Origin of the sequence: Deinococcus sp. LM3 (genome assembly GCF_002017875.1) — a bacterium.
Lineage (GTDB): Bacteria > Deinococcota > Deinococci > Deinococcales > Deinococcaceae > Deinococcus.
In genome coordinates this window covers 1,425,059-1,443,421 of sequence record NZ_MUFV01000001.1, presented here as the reverse complement: position 1 = coordinate 1,443,421, position 18,363 = coordinate 1,425,059, and the positions used below count along the sequence as shown (strand labels likewise).

The following is an 18,363-nucleotide window of genomic DNA, read 5'->3' as shown; positions in this document are numbered from 1 at the left end:
GGATTTACCAATCTGTCAATCTTAATTTTGCATTCAGCCCAAATGGCTGGGGAAATCGACTCAGGACGCTCCCCCAGCAGGCTGATCAGGCCACCACGACAGAAGGATGTAAAACCAGACTTATCAATCTGACTCAGGATGCGGCTGGCCTCCCCTGCCCCGCCACCCGGCCCGTTGCTCGCCTGCGCCCCGCCTGCCGCTGCTTTATGCTCTGAGCCATGAGCCTTCCCACCGCCCCCGACCTCAGCCCCGCGCAGCGCACGGAAATCGAACTGCTGGCACGCGGCAAGCAGGCCAAGAGCCGCGCCCTGCGCGACCTGGGCCTCACGGAAACGCCGGAAGCCGCGCACGCCCTGCTGCTGCGCGCCGGCCTGTGGGACGAGAGCCGCACCCCCTACGCCGACCGCCTGGGCGCTACCACGCAACCCGTCACGCTGAGCGTCCCGGACTTCACGGACGAACCCCGCCTGGACCTGACCCACCTGGACGCCTACGCCATCGACGACGAGGGCAACCGCGACCCGGACGACGCCGTGGGCATCGAGGTCCTCGGCGGCGGCCTGACCCGCCTGTGGGTGCACGTGGCTGACGTGGCCGCCCTGGTGCCCGCCGACAGCGACCTGGACCTGGAGGCCCGCGCGCGCGGCGCGACCCTGTACCTGCCGGACCAGACCATCGGCATGCTGCCCGACGAACTGGTCGAGAAGACCGGCCTGGGCCTACACCCCACCACGCCCGCCCTGAGCATCAGCCTGGACCTCGACGCGGACGGCAACGCCGAGGCCGTGGACGTGCAGCTCACGACCGTGCGCGTCACCCGCCTGACCTACACCCAGGCGCAGGCCGCGCTGGACGCCAACCAGGAACCCTTCGTGACCCTGGCCCGACTGGCCCGCGCCAGCCGCGACCTGCGCGTGCAGGAGGGCGCCCTGAGCATCGACCTGCCCGAGGTTCGCGTGAAGGCTGGCCCCGACGGCGCCCTCGTGACGCCCCTGCCCAAGCCCGAGATGCGCGCCGTGGTGCAGGAATGCATGACCCTGGCCGGCTGGGGCGCGGCCATCTACGCCGACGACCACGCCATTCCCCTGCCGTTCGCCACGCAGGACCCACCCCAGCGCGAGGTGCGTGGCACCGGCCTGAGCGCCGAGTGGGCGCGGCGGCGCACACTGTCCCGCACCCGCTTTCAGCCGGCGCCCGGCCCGCACGCCGGGATGGGCCTGGACCTGTACACCCAGGCGACCAGCCCCATGCGCCGCTACCTGGACCTCGTGGTGCACCAGCAGTTGCGCGCCCACCTCGCCGGGCGTGAACCGCTGGGCGGGAAGGAGGTCGCCGCCCGCGTGGCGCAGGCGGGCCTGAACGCCGACGGCACCCGGCAGGCCGAACGCCTGAGCCGCCGCCACCACACCCTGCGTTTTATCGCCGCGCAACCCGAGCGCGTGTGGGACGCCGTGGTCGTGGACCGGCGCGGCCCGCAGGCGACCCTGCTGATCCCGGACCTGGCGTTCGACCTGCCCAGCAGCACGCCCGCCCCCCTCAACACCACGCTACAGGTGCGCCTGCTGGACGTGAACCTCAGCACCCTGGGCGTACGGGCCAGCATCGTCTGAACGGCCCCCGCCTGATCCAGGCAGAGCGGGCGGTTCGCGCGGTGCATAAAATCACGGGCTCTCATTTCGCCGTCAGCGAAAAACAACGTTATAGACGCACGTTTCGTACTGTCAAACCTGATTCATCTTTCATTCATTCACGGTGGGTCATGGCTACACTGCCAGCTATGACCGCCGTGATCAGCGCCCAGAGCGACATCGTGTCCCTCCGCATGAGCCACTGCCGTGCCGAGCACGCCGCCCGGAGCGCCCAGTACCACCTCGCCGTGCTGCACTACCGCACCTGCCTGGAAGTCGCCGAGCGCCGCGAGGACTGCCGCGCCGTGGAATTCTTCGCGCTGAAACTCGCCGGGTGCTACGACCAGATGGGCCTGAGCAGCAAGGCCGCCAGCTTCCGCGCCCTGGCCGACTGCGGCGCAGACCACGGGGGCGGCAGCGGCGACGCGTCCTGCGCCGGATAACGCGCCCACCACAGAGCGCCCCCATGACCACGCCTTCGGCGGCCACCCCCGACTGATTCCGGGAGTGGCCGCCGCCTGCTGATACGCGTCATACGGACTCCGTCTGTTTCGTCGATAACCCGCCCACGCGCCGGATTGCCAGCTCCACGTCCGGAACCCGTCTTGCTCCCACTCGCTTCGCTCGGACCCAGCGGGCTTTACAGCCCATTCAATCGGAGTCCGCATGAGACCCGTCATCAGTCTGCGCTCAGCTTCGCGGGGCACAGTGGGCGGCATGACCCGCATCCTGTCCCGCCTGCTGTTCGTTCTCGCCGCCAGTGGTGCGTCTGTCCTGGGCGCCGCGCAGGCCGCAACCGTGACCCTCATCCCCGGCCAGACGGCCGCGTTCGGCAGCGGCACCGTGACGCTGCTGCGCGTGCAGGACAGCCGCTGCCCCATGAACGCCCGCTGCGTGCGCGCCGGGGAACTGAAAGTCAGCGTCCTGAGCGTGCAGGGGGGCCGCACGCGCCTGCTGCACCTGCAACTTCCGGCCGCCAGCGGCGACACGCCGGACCTGAGCATTGTGGGGGCCAGCGGCCCGCTGGCCGGGCAGCCCACCCGCGACCCGCTGACCGTGACCTTCAGCGACGGCCGCTGACCGCCCGCCTCTCCCCGGCCGGAACCGGGCGCGCCGGCCACTGCGCCAGCAGCGCGCCCGCCAGGATCAGCGCGCCGCCCAGCACCACGCCCGGTCCCGGCTGCTCGCCCAGCACCGCGCCGGCCAGGATCAGCGTGAACAGCGGTTCCAGGGTGCCCAGCAGACTGGTGCGGGCCGCGCCCAGGTGCCGCACCGCGCCGTACAGGGCGGGCACGGCGATCAGGGTGGGGAGCAGCGCCATGGCCGCGATCACGCCCCACTGCGCCGCCGTGTCCGGCACGCCCAGGGTGCCGCCGCCCGCCGCCAGTCCCGTGAACACCAGCGCCGCCACGAGCGCCATGTGCGCCGTGGACGCCAGGGCTGGTACGCCCGCCAGCAGCCGCTCGCTGGCCAGCAGGTACGTGGCGTACAGCACGCCCGCCCCCGCGCCCAGCAGCAGTCCAGCCGGGTCCCGGTCGGCGGGGCCGGGCAGACCGACCACCAGGGCCAGTCCGGCCGAGGCCAGCGTGACCGCGCCCAGTTGCGTGCGGCGCGGCGCGCGCCCCGAGAGCCACGCCAGCAGGATCACGAAGGCCGGCGCGAGGTACAGCAGCAGGCCCGTCGCGCCGGCCGTGATGCGCCCCAGCGCCCCGAAGTAACAGATGGTCGCCGCCGCGTACAGCACGCCCACGCCCAGCATCCGCCACCGGTCCGCGCCGCTCAGCCCGCGCGAGGTGAGTGGCAGCAGTAGCAGCGCCACCAGCCCGAAACGCCACGCCAGCGCGTTGAAGGACTCCAGGCCCACCTGCCCGGCCAGTTTGCCCCAGACGCCCAGCGTGCTGAACGTGAGGGCCGAGGTCACGCCCAGCAGCAGGCCGGTGCGGACGTTCACCGGGGCGGGAGCGGGGCGGGCAGGCGGCAGCGTCACCCCCGGAGGGTAGCGTGCCCGGCCGGGACGTCCCGCCGGGCTGCCCAGCCGTCCGGCGCCGGTGGCCGATGGCGCAGGTCACGGAAGCGGCCGGGCGCGGCGCGCTAGCCTGCGGCACGTGACGCCGCCCGCCCCTCCCTCCCCGAACCCGTGGCAGGTGGCCGTGAACCTGCCGGTGCCGCCGTACGATTTCGGCGCGCCGCACGGCTTTTCCGGGCCGGTTCCGCTGGGGTGCCGGGTGCTGGTGCCGTGGCGCGGTGAGCTGGTCGTGGGCCTTGTGGTGGGCGAGGGGGACCCGCGCGCCGCCCACCGCCTGCGCGAGGCCCTGCACCTGCTCGACGACCCCGCCGCGCCGTGGGTGCCGCCCGCGACTGTGACCGGCGTGCAGGGCTGGGCGCACGACGCCCGCATTCCCGCCGGGCTGATCTGGGGCGACCTGCTGGGCGTGGGCTGGGCGGCCGCGTACGCCCACATGGTCCGCGCCGTGCCGGGCAGCGACCTGAGCGCCTTCGCCCGCCGCGCACCCACCGACCGCTGGACGGACGCCGGGGCCTTTGCGCCCGCCCTGCTGGACGCCATCCGCGAGCAGGGCCTGCTGGAGGAACGCTTCACGCCGCAGCCCCGCCTGATCAGCGTGGTGGAGGCCCGCGCGCCCGAACACGTCCCGCCCGCCAGCCGCACGGTGACCGTCCTGCGCGCCGTCACACCCGCCCCCACCCAGCCACCGACACTGACGCCCAGACAGGCGCAGGCTGTCGCGTGGCTCGCGGAGCACGGTCCCTGCGACACCCTGAGCGCCTGGGCACGGGGCGCCGGGGTCAGCGCCGGGGTCGTGACCGCCGCCCTGAACGCCGGGGCCGCCGAGTACACCAGCACCGAACGGCCCCCGCCGCCCGCGTGGGAGTGGCTGCGCGCCCACGGCCCGGCCGACAGTTACGCCGCCTGGGCGGCCGGGGCCAGCGCCGCCGGCATCCCCCTGAGCGGCACGCAGGCCGGAACGCTCGCCCTGCGCGGCTGGGCCGACACCATCCAGGTGCCCGCCCCGCCCCCTGCCCTGCCGGAACCCGCCGCCGCCGCCCCCGACCCCGACCGGCCCGACCAGCTGCCCGAAGCGCCCGTCTGGAGGCTGCACGGGGGCCGCCCCGCCAGCCGCGCCGCCGCCCTGGCCCCCCGCATCGGGCGGCTGCTGCGGCAGGGACGCGGCGTGCTGGTCCTCGCACCCGACGCCGCCACGCTGCGCCGCAGCTGGGAGCACCTGAGCGGCCTGGCCCGCACCTGCGGCACGCACGCCGCGCAGATCAGCGGGCAGCTCAGCGAGGCGCAGCGCGAGCACACCTGGCAGCTCGTGCGCAGCGGGCACGCGCGGCTGGTCATCGGCAGCGGGCACGCCCTGACCGCCCCTCTGCACGACCCCGCGCTGATCGTCGTGCTGGAGGAAGCCAGCGACGCCCACAAACTCCTGAGCGGCAGCCGCGCCTTCCTGCCCGACGTGGCCGCCCGCCTCGCCACCGCACACGACGCCGCCCTCGCATACGTCGGGGCCGCGCCCGCCGCCGAGAGCGTCCCGCACCCCGGCGCGGTCCTCCCACCCCCCCGCGCCCGCGTGCACGTCGTGGACTACGCCCACCCACCCGAACAGGCCCAGATCGGACCGCTGTCCGGCGCGCACCTCGCACCCGCCGACATGGGCTACCCCATCAGCCACGACCTCGCGCGCGTGCTGCGGCAGGTGCAGGAACGCGGACGGCAGGCGGCGCTGCTCGCCCCCCGGCGCGGGTACAGCGCCCTGCTGCGCTGCCCTACCTGCGAACACACCCCCCAGTGCCGCCACTGCGACGTGCCGCTGCGCTTTCATCAGGACACCCGGCAACTCACCTGCCACCAGTGCGGCTACCACCAGCCCGTCCCGGACCGCTGCGACGAATGCGGCGACCGCATGTGGAAGGCACGCGGCCCCGGCACCGAATGGATCACCCAGGAAGTCCGCAAACTCCTGCCCGGCTTCCCCGTCTACCGGCTCGACCGCGACCACCAGGACGACCTGAGCCCCCTGATGCGCGGCGAGAGCGGCGTGATCGTCGGCACGCAACTGCTGCTGTCACACGAGGCGCCGCCCGACCTCGCCCTGATCGGCGTGACCCTGGCCGACACGTGGCTGAACGTCAGCGACTTCCGCGCCTCAGAACGCTACCACCGCCTGCTGCGGCAACTCGCCGAATGGCACCCCACCCGCGCCCCCATGACCGTCGTGCAGACCTTCCAGGCCGACCACCCCGCCCTGAAAGTCATGGTCGAAGGCCGCGACACCCTCGCCTACCCCGCCGCCGAGGAACGCGCCCGCGCCGCCCTGAACTACCCCCCCCACGCCCGCCTCGCCCAGATCGAAATCAGCGCCCGCGACCAGCACAAAGCCCAGGCCGCCGCCCAGGACCTCGCCGACGCCCTGCACGGCGCCGGCGCCACCACCCACGAAGTCCTCGGCCCCGCCCCCAGCCCCGTCGCCCGCCTGCGCGGCGTGTACCCCTACCACCTGTTCCTGCGCGCCCGCAACGACACCCGCCTCGGCGAACTGCTCCGCGTGCTGGACACCCGCACCTGGAAAGCCAGAGTGCGGGTGGACGTGAATCCACGGGGGGGGCTGTAAACGAGCGTCAGCTCACGACTTCCGCTACGCCCGTTTCCACCAGTCCCGAGGCGCGTTCCAGCGCGGCGTACGCGCCATCCCGCTGTCGCAGGAGTTCCGGGGGGCCGTCCTCGACGATCTGGCCGCCGGACAGGACGATGACGCGGTCGGCGGTGCGGGCGAGGCTGAGGCGGTGCGTGACGATCAGGGCGGTGCGGCCGCGCATGAGTTCCGTCAGGGCGGCCACGACCTGCGTTTCGCTCTCGGCGTCGACGGCGCTGGTGGGTTCGTCCAGCAGCAGCAGGGTGGGCCGGGCCAGCAGGGTGCGGGCGATGGAGAGGCGCTGGCGTTGCCCGCCGGAGAGTTTCACGCCGCGTTCCCCGACGACGGTGTTCAGACCGTCCGGCAGGGCACTGACGAAGGTGTGGGCGTGCGCGGCGCGCAGGGCGGCCTGGACCTCGGGTTCGGTGGCGTCGGGGCGGGCGTAGGTGACGTTGTTCAGCACCGTGTCGTGGAACAGGAAGGTGTCCTGCGACATGCTGACCGCGCCGCGCCGCAGGCTGGTCAGGGTCAGGTCGCGCACGTCGTGCCCGTCGATGCGCACGGTTCCCTCCTGCGGGTCGAAGGTGCGGGTCACGAGGCCCAGCAGGGTGCTCTTGCCCGCGCCGCTCTCGCCGAGCAGGGCGACGCGCTGCCCGGCCGGGACGTGCAGCGTCACGCCGCGCAGGATCGGGCGGGCCGGGTCGTACCCGAAGGTGACGTTCTCGAAGTCGATCTGCCCGCGCACCGGCAGTGGCAGGGGCCGCGCGCCGGGGCGGTCCTGCACGGGCACCGGGGCGTCCAGCACCTCGAACACGCGCCGCCCGCTTGCCTCGGCCCGCTGGAGCAGGTCCCCGATGTTCACGAGGTCGTCGATGGGGCCGTAGAAGTACCGCCCGTACCCCCGGTACGCGAGCAGGCCGCCCAGCGTGAACTGCCCGGCCATGATCAGCCACGCGCCGCCGCCCAGCATGATCACGTTCCCGAAGTTCCCCACGAAGCGCGCCAGCGGGAACGCGCGGTTGCGGATGGTGACGGCCTGCACGCCCACCCGGTACAGTTCTTCACCCAGCGCACCGATGCGGGCGGCCTCGGCGTCCTCGCGCGCGAAGCCCTGCACCACGCGGATGCCGCTCAGGCGGTCGGCGATCAGGGCGCTCAGGTCGCCCAGGCGGGAGCGCGCCGCGCGGTACGCGGGCCGCACGGTGCGGGCGTAGCGGCGCAGCATGAACGCCACCGCGATCATCGGAATGGTCGTCGCAATGCCCAGCAGCGGCTGCAACGCAATGAAGATCCCGATCACGCCCACCAGCCGCAGGGCGTTCGCCAGCACGGCGTCCGTGCCGCGCACCAGCACGTCCTGCAACGCGTCCACGTCGCCCGTCACGCGGGCCAGCAGATCCCCGGTCCGCTGCCCCTCGAAGTAGGCCGCCGACTGCCCCTGCAACTTCCCGTACAGCGTCAGGCGCAGGTCCCGCGTGAACGCCTGCCCCGCCCGCTCCAGCAGCAGCCCCCGCCACGCCGACAGCACCTGCTGCGCCGCGAACACCCCCACCAGCACCGCCAGCTGCCCCCCGATGAACACCCAGTCCCGTTCCGGAATGCCCTGATCCACCACCCGGATCCACACCAGCGGCGGGTACAGTTCCGCCGCCACGCTCAGGGTCAGCAGCAGCAGGCCCAGACCCACCGTGCGGCGGTACGGACTCAGCAGACCGTACAGGCGGCGCAAAACAGACGGGGAGGGGGCAGGCATACGGGCGAGGATAACTGGAACGTCAAATGCCGCCTGTAAGCCTTCCCGCCCGACCTACACTGGCGGCATGTCAAAAGAGCTGGTCAAGAAATTCCAGAAACGCCTGGAAGACGCCATCCAGTACGGCGGCACCCGGAACGAAACCAGCATCCGTTCCGCCTTCCAATCCCTGCTGAGCGAATGGGCCGAAAGCCACGGCGACAGCCTGCGACTTGTTCCTGAAGTCGGGTACAAGCCCAAAGGCCAGAAAAACACCGTCTACCCCGACGGCACCCTGAAAGACTCCCTGCAACAGAACCGGGGTTACTGGGAAAGCAAAGACGAGAACGACACCCTGGACGACGAAATCACCAAGAAATTCGCCAAGGGCTACCCCAAAGACAACATCATCTTCGAGGACAGCCGGACCGCCATCCTGATCCAACACGGCCAGGAAGTCACGCGCGTCAACATGGAAGAAGCCGACGCCCTCACCACACTGCTCCAGACCTTCTTCGCGTTCGTACCGGAACAGGTCACGGAATTCCGCCGCGCCATCGAACACTTCAAAGACGAAATGCCGCACCTGCTGAAAATCCTGCGCGACGCCATCACCGCCGCAGAGCAGAACAAAACCTTCGTTCACGACCGCAAAGAATTCATCGAGATCGGCCAGGAAGCCATCAACCCGGAATTCAGCGCCACCGACGCCGGAGAGATGCTGATTCAGCACATTCTGACCGGCGACCTGTTCCGCAGCGTGTTCGACAACGCCCAGTACCACGAAGACAACAACGTCGCCCAGCAACTCCAGAAACTGGCCGACACCTTCTACACCGGCCCAGTCAAACGCGACATCGCCGGACGCACCAAACGCTACTACGGAGCCATTCAGGCCGCCGCCAGCCACATCGCCGACCACCACGAGAAACAACGCTTCCTGAAAGTCCTGTACGAGAACTTCTACCGCGCGTACAACCCCGCCGGAGCCGACCGCCTGGGCATCTTCTACACCCCCGGCGAAATCGTGCGCTTCATGATCGAAGCCACCGACACCCTGCTCGAACGCCACTTCAAAAAAGGACTGGCCGACAAGGGCGTCGAAATTCTCGACCCAGCCACCGGCACCGGCACCTTCATCACCGAACTGATCGACTACCTGCCCAGGAAAACCCTGGAGTACAAGTACGCCAACGAACTGCACTGCAACGAACTGGCCCTCCTGCCCTACTACATCGCCAACCTGAACATCGAAGCCACCTACGCGCAGAAAATGGGCAAGTACGCCGAATTCAGGAACATCGTCCTGGTCGACACACTGGACAACACCGGCTTCGGCATCCGCAGCGCCCAGAACTCCCTGTTCGGCAGCGTCAGCGCCGAAAACCTGGACCGCGTGAAACGCCAGAACGACCGACCCGTCCGCGTGATCATCGGCAACCCCCCGTACCGGGCCAACCAGGCCAACGAGAACGACAACAACAAGAACCGCGAATACCCACAGATCGACCGGCGCATCAAGGAAACCTACGTCGCCGCCAGCCGCGCCCAGAAAACCAAGCTGTACGACATGTATTCCCGCTTTCTCCGCTGGGCCACCGACCGCCTGAAAGAAGACGGCATCGTCGCGTTCGTCATGAACCGCAGCTTCATCGACAGCCGCACCTTCGACGGATTCCGCAAACTGGCCGCGCAGGAGTACACGCACATCTACGTGGTCGACTTGGGCGGCGACGTGCGCGCCAACCCCAAACTCAGCGGCCCTAAACACAACGTCTTCGCCATTCAGACCGGCATTGCCATTGCTTTCCTGATTAAAAAAACACCCAGCAAGAAACAGCCAGCAGGCGAGAAAGCCGAAACGGCAACGATTCAATATGCCCGCCGCCCCGAGATGGAACTAGCCCGCGAGAAACTGGCGTGGCTGGCCGAGACAAAGTTCAAAGAAATTGAATTCGAAAATATAGTGCCGGACGATAAATTTAACTGGGTAGGACAAAGCGAGCACAGCTGGGATAATTTTATTAAATTGGCAGATAAGAATGAAAAAACAAGTGGTGACTTGATGACGTCGGAAACTATATTCTGGAGATACTCTTTAGGGGTTGCCAGCAATAGAGATGAGTGGGCATTCGATATTTCAAGCGACTCACTGAAGAATAAAATTAAATACTTTATTGAAATATACGAAAAGGATAGATCCAGATGGAAGATTAATAATAGGAAAATTTCACTAAAAGATTTTGTCGACAGAAGAATAAAATGGACAAGCGAATTGGAGGATAAATTAGACAGAGATACGGAAATATACTACTCTCCAAAGTCAATTATACATTCATCATACAGGCCCTTCTACGATGAGTGGGTATATTTTGCCAAGCCCATTATTCACAGAGTTTATCAGATGGACAATATATTTGGCGAAAACAAAGAAAATAAGGTTATTGCAATATCAGGACAAGGATCTTCCAAGAATTTCCAAAGTTTAGCAACAGAAAAGATACCTTCTCTGGACTATCTTGAGAAAACACAGGTATTTCCCATACACTGGTACGATAGTGGAAGGAGAGTGAGCAACATACCTCCGAGAACATTGAAAACTTTCGCAAAGATATATAAACATGAAACAGTTTCAAGGGAGGATATTTTCCATTATGTTTACGCGGTTCTCCATCATCCGGCGTACCGGGAGAAGTACGCCCTGAACCTCAAGCAGGAGTTCCCCCGCATTCCGTTCTACGACAACTTCCCGCAGTGGGTGGCGTGGGGTCGTGAACTGATGGACCTGCACATCGGGTTTGAGACAGTCAAACCGTTCCCGCTGAAACGGAAGGACATTCAGCTGAAGAATGACACGCCCGAAGCGCTGAAGCTGGCCCAGAAGGCCAAACTGAAGGTCGTGAAGGACACGGCGAAGAACCCGACCGGGGCGATTGAACTGGATGGCCTGACGACCCTGAGTGGCGTTCCGGCGCAGGCCTGGGCGTACCGGCTGGGGAACCGTTCTGCGCTGGAGTGGGTGCTGGAACGGCACAAGGAAACCACCCCGAAAGACCCGACGATCCGCGAGCAGTTCAACACGTACCGTTTCGCGGATCACAAGGAGCGCGTGATTGACCTGCTGGCGCGCGTAACGACAGTCAGCATGGAAACCATGCGGATTCTGGGGGACATGCCGGACGAGACGCTGTAAGGGTGTGGTGGGGGCGCGGCTTACTCTTGGGGTGGGCTGCGACCCGTATCCTGCGCGGCATGACTGTGCCCGCTGACCGCCCTGATGAACGCATTCCGGTGATTGTGGTGGGTGGGTTTCTGGGTGCGGGGAAGACGACGCTGGTGAATCACCTGATCCGGTCGTTGCCGCACCGGCTGGGTGTGATCGTGAACGAGTTCGGCGCGCAGGGCGTGGATGGTTCACTCATCGAGCGGCTTCAGGACGACGTGACGGAACTGACGGCCGGGTGCCTGTGCTGCACGGGGCGGGATGACCTGCTGCGGGCGCTGGTGACGATTGCCATGCGGGAGCAGAAGCCGGACGCGGTAGTGGTGGAGCTGTCGGGCGTGGCGGACCCGACGCCGGTGCTGACGACGCTGCTGGAACGGTCGGTGCGCGCGGCGTTCCGCGTGACGACGCTGGTGGCGGTCGTGGACGCCCGGCACGCGCTTCAGACGTTGCGGGAGCATCCGGAGGCGGCGCGGCAGCTGGCGTATGCGAACGTGGTCGTGCTGAACAAGACCGATCAGGCGGACCCGGCGCTGCTGGATCACGCGCAGGGCGTGTTGCGCGGCGTGAATCCCCTGGCGGAGATCAAACGGGTGGAGCGGGGTCAGGTGGACGCGGACGCCCTGCTGGCCCGCGACGACTTCGATCCGCGCGTGCTGGACGGCGTGGATGCCCGCGCGGCGCACACGCCGGGCCTGACCTCGTTCACGCTGCGCGCCGACCGGCCGCTGGACCCGTACCGCTGGCAGCGCTTCATGACCGATTACCTGCTGTCCCGCCCGGCGGAGGTGCTGCGCGCCAAGGGGTTCCTGGATCTGTTCGGGTACCCGCAGCGGATTCTGTTTCAGGCGGTGCGGGACCTGTTCACGGCGGACGCCTGGGACGCCGGGGACGGCACCTCCGAACTGGTGGTGATCGGGCGGGGCCTGGACCGCGCGGAGTTCGGGGCGGCGTGGGAGGCGTGCCTGACGCCGGACCCGGCCGACCTGATCCCGGACTGAAGCCTGGGCCGGGCGGGCATGAACGAACCTGAAGTCGCCTCGCACGCGCCGGGGGGTGGGGCGCCCTACGGTAGGGGCCTCACAGGAGGTCTTTCATGCTGAACCTGAACCGTTCCCGGCCGCCCGCCCACGTTCCGCCTGCCCACGTCCTGGAGGACGCCGTCAGTGACCACGACACGCTGGAGGGCGTGGCCGACACGCTCCAGACGCTACTGCGCGGCGCGGAGGCGACCCTGCCCGGCGGCGTGACGGACGCTCTGCACGGCGAGTGGCTGGGGCACCCGCTGCACCCGATTCTGGTGCACCTGCCGCTGGGCGGGTGGATGATCGCGGCGGCGCTCGATCACCTGCCGGCGCGGTCGCCGGGCGCGAACGACGCGGCGGCGGACCGGGCGCTGCTGCTGGGCACGCTGGGCGCGGTGGGGACCATCGCGACCGGCTGGGCCGACTGGTCGAACACGCGCGGGCAGGCGCGGCGTACCGGCCTGATTCACGGGGCGCTGAACGAGGCGGCGTTCGTGCTGAACGTGGGGTCGCTGCTGGCCCGGCGGCGGGGGCGGCGCGGGCTGGGAAAGGCCCTGTCGGGCGCGGCGCTGGGCGTGGCGGTCGCGGGCGGGTTCCTGGGCGGCGAGCTGGTGTACCGGCACGGGCTGGGGGTAGGGCGCACGCTGGCCCACCGGCAGGGCTGATTCCCTGGAGCCGGTGTGGGCGGTAGCATCGGGGCATGACGCTGCACCCGGACCTGCTGTTCCCCACCGCGCATGAACTCGACACGCTGTCGCCCGAGGCGCTGGCGGGCCGCATGAACGCCCTTCAGGGCACGCTGGGCGCACGGCTGGGCATCGAGTTCGTGCAGGTGGGCCGCGAGCGGCTGGTGGCGAGGATGCCGGTCGAGGGGAACCGCCAGCCGGCCGGGCGACTGCACGGCGGCGCGAACCTCGCCCTGGCCGAGGAACTGGCCAGCGTGGGGTCGTGGCTGAACCTGGACCCGACGCGGCAGGTGGCGGTCGGCGTGGACCTGAGCGGCACGCACGTGCGCGGCGTGACGGACGGCTGGGTGACGGGCGAGGCGACCCTGGCGTACCGGGGGCGCAGTATGATGGTCTGGACGGTCGAGATCCGCGACGAGCGGGACCGCGTGACCAGTCTGGCGCGCTGCACCTGCAACGTGATCGCCACCGGCGCGTGATGGCACGGCCCCGTCGGGTGGGCCGCTCATACGGACTCCGTCTGTTTCGTTGACAGATCGGAACACCACCGATCCGTCAACTCCACGCCCGGAACCCGTTTTTCTCCTACTCTGCGGGGCAGCTCTACGAGTCGCTCCGCTCGGGTTGAAAGGTTTGCAAACCTTTCAACCGGAGTCCGTATCAGGTTCCGTCAGGCGGGAGCGGGTATGCTGCGCGGCGTGAACGAACGGCAGTCTGTCCAGCGGTTCCTGCGGGGCGCGGCCCTGCTGCTGTGCCTGGGCGCGTCGGCGCAGGCCGTCACGTCGTACCGGGTGCAGCCGGGGGATACCCTCAGCGGTATCGCGGCGCGCGCCGGGGTCAGCGCAGCGCAGATCCGCGCCGTGAACGCCCGGCTGCGCGGGACGGATCAGGTGCAGGCTGGGTGGGTGCTGACCCTGCCGGACCGGACACTGCCCGCCCGGACGCACACCGTGAAAAACGGTGAGAACCTGTCCGTGATCGCCGCCCGCTACGGCCTGAGCCTGAGCGCCCTGCTCAGCGCCAACCCCAGCTACCGGGGCGGGAAGGCCGTGTGGGCCGGGGCGCGCCTGACCATTCCCGGCCGCAGCGCCGCCGCCTCCCCGGCCCCGGTGGCTCGCAGCGCCGCGACCGTCCGCACGGCCAGTTCGTCCGGCCGTTCCGGCGGGTGGCTGTGGCCGGTGGCGGGTTATCACGGTGTCAGCAGCGGCTACGGGCCGCGCGTGCTGGGCGGCGTGCGCGAGGATCACCTGGGCGTGGATATCGTCGCGCCGGTCGGTACCCCGGTCCGCGCCGCCCGTTCGGGCCGCGTGCTGGAATCCCGCCCGGACTTCGACCGGGGCTGGGGCTGGACGGTCGTGCTGGAACACCCGGACGGCTGGATCACCCGCTACGCGCACCTGAGCGCCAACCTCGTGCAGAAGGGCGAACTGGTCGTGCGCGGCCAGCCGGTCGGGCGGGTCGGGAATACCGGGCGCAGCACCGGGCCGCACCTGCATTTCGGCACGTACCTGCGCTGGGATCCCCGCGATCCCCTGAGCCTGTACTGATGCCCGCCCAGGACCGCGTTCCGGCCGCCTGCGTCCACTACGCCGAGGGCAAGGGCGAGGCGGCCCGCGCCGCCCTGCACGCCTTTCTGGACGCGCTGCCCGGTCAGGCCGGGTTCCTGGGGGCCGAGCTGCTGCTCTCGGTCGCGCAGCCGGAGCTGACGCTGGTCGCGAGCCGCTGGGCGGGCGAGGTGCCGCCCCTGCCGGTGCCGGAGGGCGTGCGCGCCTGGGTGTTTCAGGTGCAGGCCAGCCGCTGAGCCCACGGCCGCTCGCATTCCGATGCCCCTCGCTTTACGATGCCCATAAGGAGCCACTGCGCCATTTGACCGATCCCCGGCAGGTTCCGGTCCTCTACGCTGAACCCATGCCCGATCACCCTCCACACCGCTGGAAAGACACCTGGAGGCGGTTCGCGCAGGGCCTCGGGCAGGTGGGCGTGGCCCTCAACGGCCTGTTCGGGCAGGGCGTTCCACCCCCGCCGCCGCCCCCACCCGTGCACACCTGGAGTGCCCCGCCCCCACCAGACGACGCGCTGAGCGAGGCATTCCAGCGCGCACAACAGGAATTTGGAGGTCAATCACCTGACCAGACCGCGCCTGTGCAGGCAGGGGGTGACGACCCGACCAACCGCAGTTGATGGACCGGGCGGTCTGGTTCCCAACGGCGGGGGAGACGGAGCCGTCATCGGTAGGGACGTCTGTATGCCGGGTCTACAGGCGGCGCGACCACCGGCATCGTTGCATCTGCAACAGGGGCGGCACAGTCCTCGTCGAGCAGCGTGGCGTAATCCCTCTTGCATTCCGATGCCCCTCGCTTTACGATGCCCTTACCACCAGCATCGCCAAGCGAGGTCACCGCGCGTGACCCCGGAAGGAGCCCCATGGACGCCCAGCAGCTCAAAGGCCACCTCGACCTCCTCCTCCTCGCCACCCTCGAAACAGGCCCGCGCTACGGCGGCCAGATCATCGCCGACGTCCAGGCCGCCACCGACGGCCACTTCGCCCTGCGCGAAGGCACCCTCTACCCCGCCCTGCACCGCCTCGAAAAACAGAACTTCATCCACGGCGAATTCCAGGTCCTCCCGCGCGGCGGCAGCCCCGTCAAGGTCTACACCCTCACCCCCACCGGAACAGCCGAACTGAAAGCCCAGCGCGAAAAATACGAACGCTTCACCCGCGCCGTCCGCGGCGTCATCGGCGGCCCGGCATGAACCGCGACCAGTTCATCCGCCACGCCACCCGCGGCCTCTGGGGCACCAGGAAACGCGACGCAGCCCTGGAACTGCGCGGCGCCATCGAGGACAAGATCTACCGCCACCAGTTGTGCGGCCTGAGTGCTGCCGACGCTGAACGGGCCGCGCTGCGCGACCTGGGCAGCCCCCACGCCATCGCCCGCGACCTCAGCCGCGTCCACACCGCACCCGCCGCCATCCGGGCCACCCTCCTGCTGGGCGTGGCAGGCCTGCTGAGCTTGCAGGCCGTGGCGCAGGTCAGCGCCGTGCAGTCGACTTTTTTGCCGCAGGATACGGACCCGCAGATCTGTGCCGTCAGGACGGGACAGACCGTTGCCGGGCAGAATCCTGTCGCGCAGCGGCTGCTGGAGCAGGCAGGCGGCGTGGAGGGCCTGCGTGAGCAGTGCCGGACCGGCGCCTTCGCGGTGTACGGCCCACTACTGAGCGTGACGGACCTGCTGGCGGCCCTGAAGTCGGCGCGTGTTCCAGTGAACGCCTATGCAGGTCCTCGCGTCCTCACACTGAACGGTGGTGTCACCGGAACCGTCCCACAGGTGTCGTTCCAGATCGAAACGATGAACGGCCAGCAGTACCTGCCGAGCATGTTCCTGACGACTTTCCTGACCTCCGTGACCTCACAACCGTTCAGCTTCACGGGCCTGACCAATCCGGTCCTGACCATCGGCGCCGCCCGCATTCCCATCGGGACCGCGCAGGCACCGGTCCGGACGGTGGATCTCATTGCCAACGGATTGACAGGGGCGCGCCGGACGGACACCTCGCTGCCCATTCCCGTGAATGTCCTCCCGCAGAGCACGCGCCAGCCCGCCGATCCTGCCGCCCCTCAGCTGGCCGTGCCGGGCAAGGACGGGGAGGTGTTCGCGGTGGTGCAGAACATCCTGCGGATCAACGAGGACCGCCGGGGCGTGGACGCGCCGGAAATGCTGTGGGTACGCGCCCGGCAGGACGGCCGGATTGCCTTCACGGACGAACTGACCCCCAATATCCGGCTGGTGAACTCGCAGGCGGAACTCGATCAGGCGACCGCACAGGGCGTGAAGGCGGCCGTGGTGTACCGCGTGAACACCGCGAACCTCCAGCGCCCGGTGCTGACGCCCGTCCCGGCGACGCAGGTGCGGGTGGTGCAGCCCTGATCGGCCTCCTGATTCGTTGAGCAGGGGGACGTGAGCTTCGGCCCACTCCCTCCTCCCGTCATCTGCCCTTACAGCTGCGGGACGTACCCGGCCAGTTCACCCAGCAGGTCGCGGGCGGTCAGGTCGATGCGGACGGGTGTGACGCTGATCAGGCCGGCTTCGACGGCGCCGTAGTCGGTGTCGGGGTCGTGGGCGTCGGGGGCGGTGCTGGTGCCGGCGACCCAGTGGTATTCGCGGCCTTCGGGGTCGTGGCGGGTGACGAGGCGGTCTTCCCAGCGGTGCTCGCCGACGCGGGTGACGCGCACGCCGCGTGGGGGCAGGGCGGGGAAGTTGACGTTCAGCAGGGTGCGGGGGGGCAGGCCGCGCGTCAGGACTTCCTGGGCGAGGCGGGCGGCGTACGCGGCGCCGGGCGCGAAGTCGTACTCGCCGGCGGGGGTGGCCTGCTGGCTGAAGGCGATGGCGGGCACGCCGAGGCTCAGGCCCTCGATGGCGGCGGCGACGGTGCCGCTGTGGGTCAGGTCGTCGCCGAGGTTCGGGCCGAGGTTGATGCCGCTGACCACCAGGTCCGGCTGGCCGGTCAGGTGGACGCCCAGCACGACGCAGTCGGCGGGCGTGCCGTCCACGCGGTAGGCGGGAATGTCGCCGAAACCGGCGCTGGCGGTGTGCTTGAAACGCAGGGGCCGGCGGATGGTGATGCCGTGCCCGACGGCGCTCTGTTCGACGTCGGGGGCGCTGACGATCACGTCCGCGAAGGTGCTCATGGCCAGGGCCAGGGCCTTGATGCCGGGGCTGAAGATGCCGTCGTCGTTCGCCACGAGGATCCGGGGGCGGGGGGCGGGGTTGCTCATGGGGGCAGCGTAGCGCGCGGCCGGTCATGGGTTCACCCGGCCCCGGCGTATGGTGGGGCATGACGGGGAAGGCGGACCGGAACGTGGCGTTGATGGTGACTGGACGGCTGGCGACTGGACGGCTGGTCGCGGCGTTCCTCGTGCTGGCGCTGCCGGATGCCGGTGTGGCCCGGAGCGGGCCGCGCCTGCCGCACGCGGAGGTCGCCCGCTCACGCTCCGGAGAGCCGCTGAGGGTTCAGTGGCTGGCCTGTCAGGCGGCGGGGCGGCCGGAGTTGCGGGCGTCCCTGACCCTGCAGGCCAGCGGGGCGCTGCACTACCGCGTGGTGAACCTCGACACGAACGACGCCGCGCACAGGGTGTTGCAGGCCGGTCAGAACGTCCCGCGGGTGCGCGGCCTGTTCGACCGTTACGTCACCCAGGGGCAGCCGCTGGGGCGGGTCACGCTGGCGGGCCTGCTGGGCACCTGGAACCTGTTCGGTCTGAAGTTCGACTGGCAGGGGGCCACGTACCGCTGCCAGATGGGTGATGGGTGATGGGTGATGGGTGATGGGTGATGGGTGATGGGTGATGGGTGATGGGTGATGGGTGATGGGTGATGGGTGATGGGTGATGGGCGGCCCTGTCGGTTACAGGGCCGCCC

General features: G+C 69.1%; 17 protein-coding genes. 14 read left to right on the top strand and 3 right to left on the bottom strand.

Features of this window, described 5'->3' with window-relative positions; all coding sequences use genetic code 11:
• Positions 1–218: 218 nt before the first annotated feature.
• The 3 genes from BXU09_RS06810 (at position 219) to BXU09_RS06800 (ending at position 2,708) form a co-directional block, all read left to right on the top strand.
• A complete protein-coding gene (locus BXU09_RS06810) occupies positions 219–1,610 on the top strand; it encodes an RNB domain-containing ribonuclease (protein ID WP_078301381.1) in 1,392 nt (463 codons plus the stop codon).
• 167 nt (positions 1,611–1,777) lie between these two features.
• On the top strand, positions 1,778–2,071 hold the full coding sequence (locus tag BXU09_RS06805) for a hypothetical protein (protein ID WP_078301380.1): 294 nt from the start codon (positions 1,778–1,780) through the stop codon (positions 2,069–2,071).
• A gap of 274 nt (positions 2,072–2,345) precedes the next feature.
• Positions 2,346–2,708: a hypothetical protein gene (locus BXU09_RS06800; RefSeq protein WP_144012009.1), complete on the top strand. Its 363-nt coding sequence runs from the start codon at positions 2,346–2,348 to the stop codon at positions 2,706–2,708.
• Here the strand turns inward: BXU09_RS06800 and BXU09_RS06795 are convergent.
• On the bottom strand, positions 2,692–3,615 hold the full coding sequence (locus BXU09_RS06795) for a DMT family transporter (protein ID WP_078301377.1): 924 nt from the start codon (positions 3,613–3,615) through the stop codon (positions 2,692–2,694). The genes BXU09_RS06800 and BXU09_RS06795 overlap by 17 nt on opposite strands.
• 118 nt (positions 3,616–3,733) lie before the next feature.
• On the opposite strand from BXU09_RS06795, the gene priA reads away from it, so the two are divergent.
• Complete coding sequence (gene priA / locus BXU09_RS06790) at positions 3,734–6,259, top strand: primosomal protein N' (RefSeq protein ID WP_078301375.1); 2,526 nt, start codon at positions 3,734–3,736, stop codon at positions 6,257–6,259.
• A 7-nt stretch (positions 6,260–6,266) separates the two neighbouring features.
• Here priA and BXU09_RS06785 read toward each other — a convergent pair whose 3' ends face one another.
• Complete coding sequence (locus BXU09_RS06785) at positions 6,267–8,033, bottom strand: ABC transporter ATP-binding protein (protein WP_078301374.1); 1,767 nt, start codon at positions 8,031–8,033, stop codon at positions 6,267–6,269.
• 67 nt (positions 8,034–8,100) lie between these two features.
• Here BXU09_RS06785 and BXU09_RS06780 point away from each other — a divergent pair, with 67 nt between their 5' ends.
• The 9 genes from BXU09_RS06780 (at position 8,101) to BXU09_RS06745 (ending at position 16,875) form a co-directional block, all read left to right on the top strand.
• Positions 8,101–11,205 carry a type ISP restriction/modification enzyme gene (locus BXU09_RS06780; RefSeq protein WP_078301372.1) on the top strand — a complete coding sequence of 1,035 codons (3,105 nt, stop codon included), beginning with the start codon at positions 8,101–8,103 and terminating at the stop codon, positions 11,203–11,205.
• Positions 11,206–11,264: 59 nt separating this feature from the next.
• Entirely contained in the window at positions 11,265–12,236 is a 972-nt protein-coding gene (locus BXU09_RS06775) for a GTP-binding protein (RefSeq protein ID WP_078301369.1), read from the top strand.
• Between the two features lie 95 nt (positions 12,237–12,331).
• Positions 12,332–12,925 carry a DUF2231 domain-containing protein gene (locus BXU09_RS06770; RefSeq protein WP_078301367.1) on the top strand — a complete coding sequence of 198 codons (594 nt, stop codon included), beginning with the start codon at positions 12,332–12,334 and terminating at the stop codon, positions 12,923–12,925.
• A 35-nt stretch (positions 12,926–12,960) separates the two neighbouring features.
• Positions 12,961–13,425: a PaaI family thioesterase gene (locus tag BXU09_RS06765; protein WP_078301365.1), complete on the top strand. Its 465-nt coding sequence runs from the start codon at positions 12,961–12,963 to the stop codon at positions 13,423–13,425.
• A gap of 219 nt (positions 13,426–13,644) precedes the next feature.
• Positions 13,645–14,493: a M23 family metallopeptidase gene (locus BXU09_RS06760; RefSeq protein WP_240501060.1), complete on the top strand. Its 849-nt coding sequence runs from the start codon at positions 13,645–13,647 to the stop codon at positions 14,491–14,493.
• Positions 14,493–14,747 carry a hypothetical protein gene (locus BXU09_RS06755; protein WP_078301362.1) on the top strand — a complete coding sequence of 85 codons (255 nt, stop codon included), beginning with the start codon at positions 14,493–14,495 and terminating at the stop codon, positions 14,745–14,747. The genes BXU09_RS06760 and BXU09_RS06755 overlap by 1 nt, the downstream gene beginning before the upstream one ends.
• Positions 14,748–14,854: 107 nt before the next feature.
• Complete coding sequence (locus tag BXU09_RS20170; RefSeq protein WP_144012008.1) at positions 14,855–15,127, top strand: hypothetical protein; 273 nt, start codon at positions 14,855–14,857, stop codon at positions 15,125–15,127.
• Positions 15,128–15,370: 243 nt separating this feature from the next.
• Positions 15,371–15,700 carry a PadR family transcriptional regulator gene (locus tag BXU09_RS06750; protein WP_078301361.1) on the top strand — a complete coding sequence of 110 codons (330 nt, stop codon included), beginning with the start codon at positions 15,371–15,373 and terminating at the stop codon, positions 15,698–15,700.
• Positions 15,697–16,875: a permease prefix domain 1-containing protein gene (locus BXU09_RS06745; RefSeq protein WP_078301359.1), complete on the top strand. Its 1,179-nt coding sequence runs from the start codon at positions 15,697–15,699 to the stop codon at positions 16,873–16,875. The genes BXU09_RS06750 and BXU09_RS06745 overlap by 4 nt, the downstream gene beginning before the upstream one ends.
• Before the next feature lie 68 nt (positions 16,876–16,943).
• Here the strand turns inward: BXU09_RS06745 and surE are convergent, their stop codons facing one another.
• Positions 16,944–17,723, bottom strand: a complete 780-nt coding sequence (surE, locus tag BXU09_RS06740; protein ID WP_078301358.1) for a 5'/3'-nucleotidase SurE — start codon at positions 17,721–17,723, stop codon at positions 16,944–16,946.
• A 59-nt stretch (positions 17,724–17,782) separates the two neighbouring features.
• On the opposite strand from surE, the gene BXU09_RS06735 reads away from it, so the two are divergent.
• On the top strand, positions 17,783–18,256 hold the full coding sequence (locus tag BXU09_RS06735; RefSeq protein WP_078301357.1) for a hypothetical protein: 474 nt from the start codon (positions 17,783–17,785) through the stop codon (positions 18,254–18,256).
• Positions 18,257–18,363: the final 107 nt, after the last annotated feature.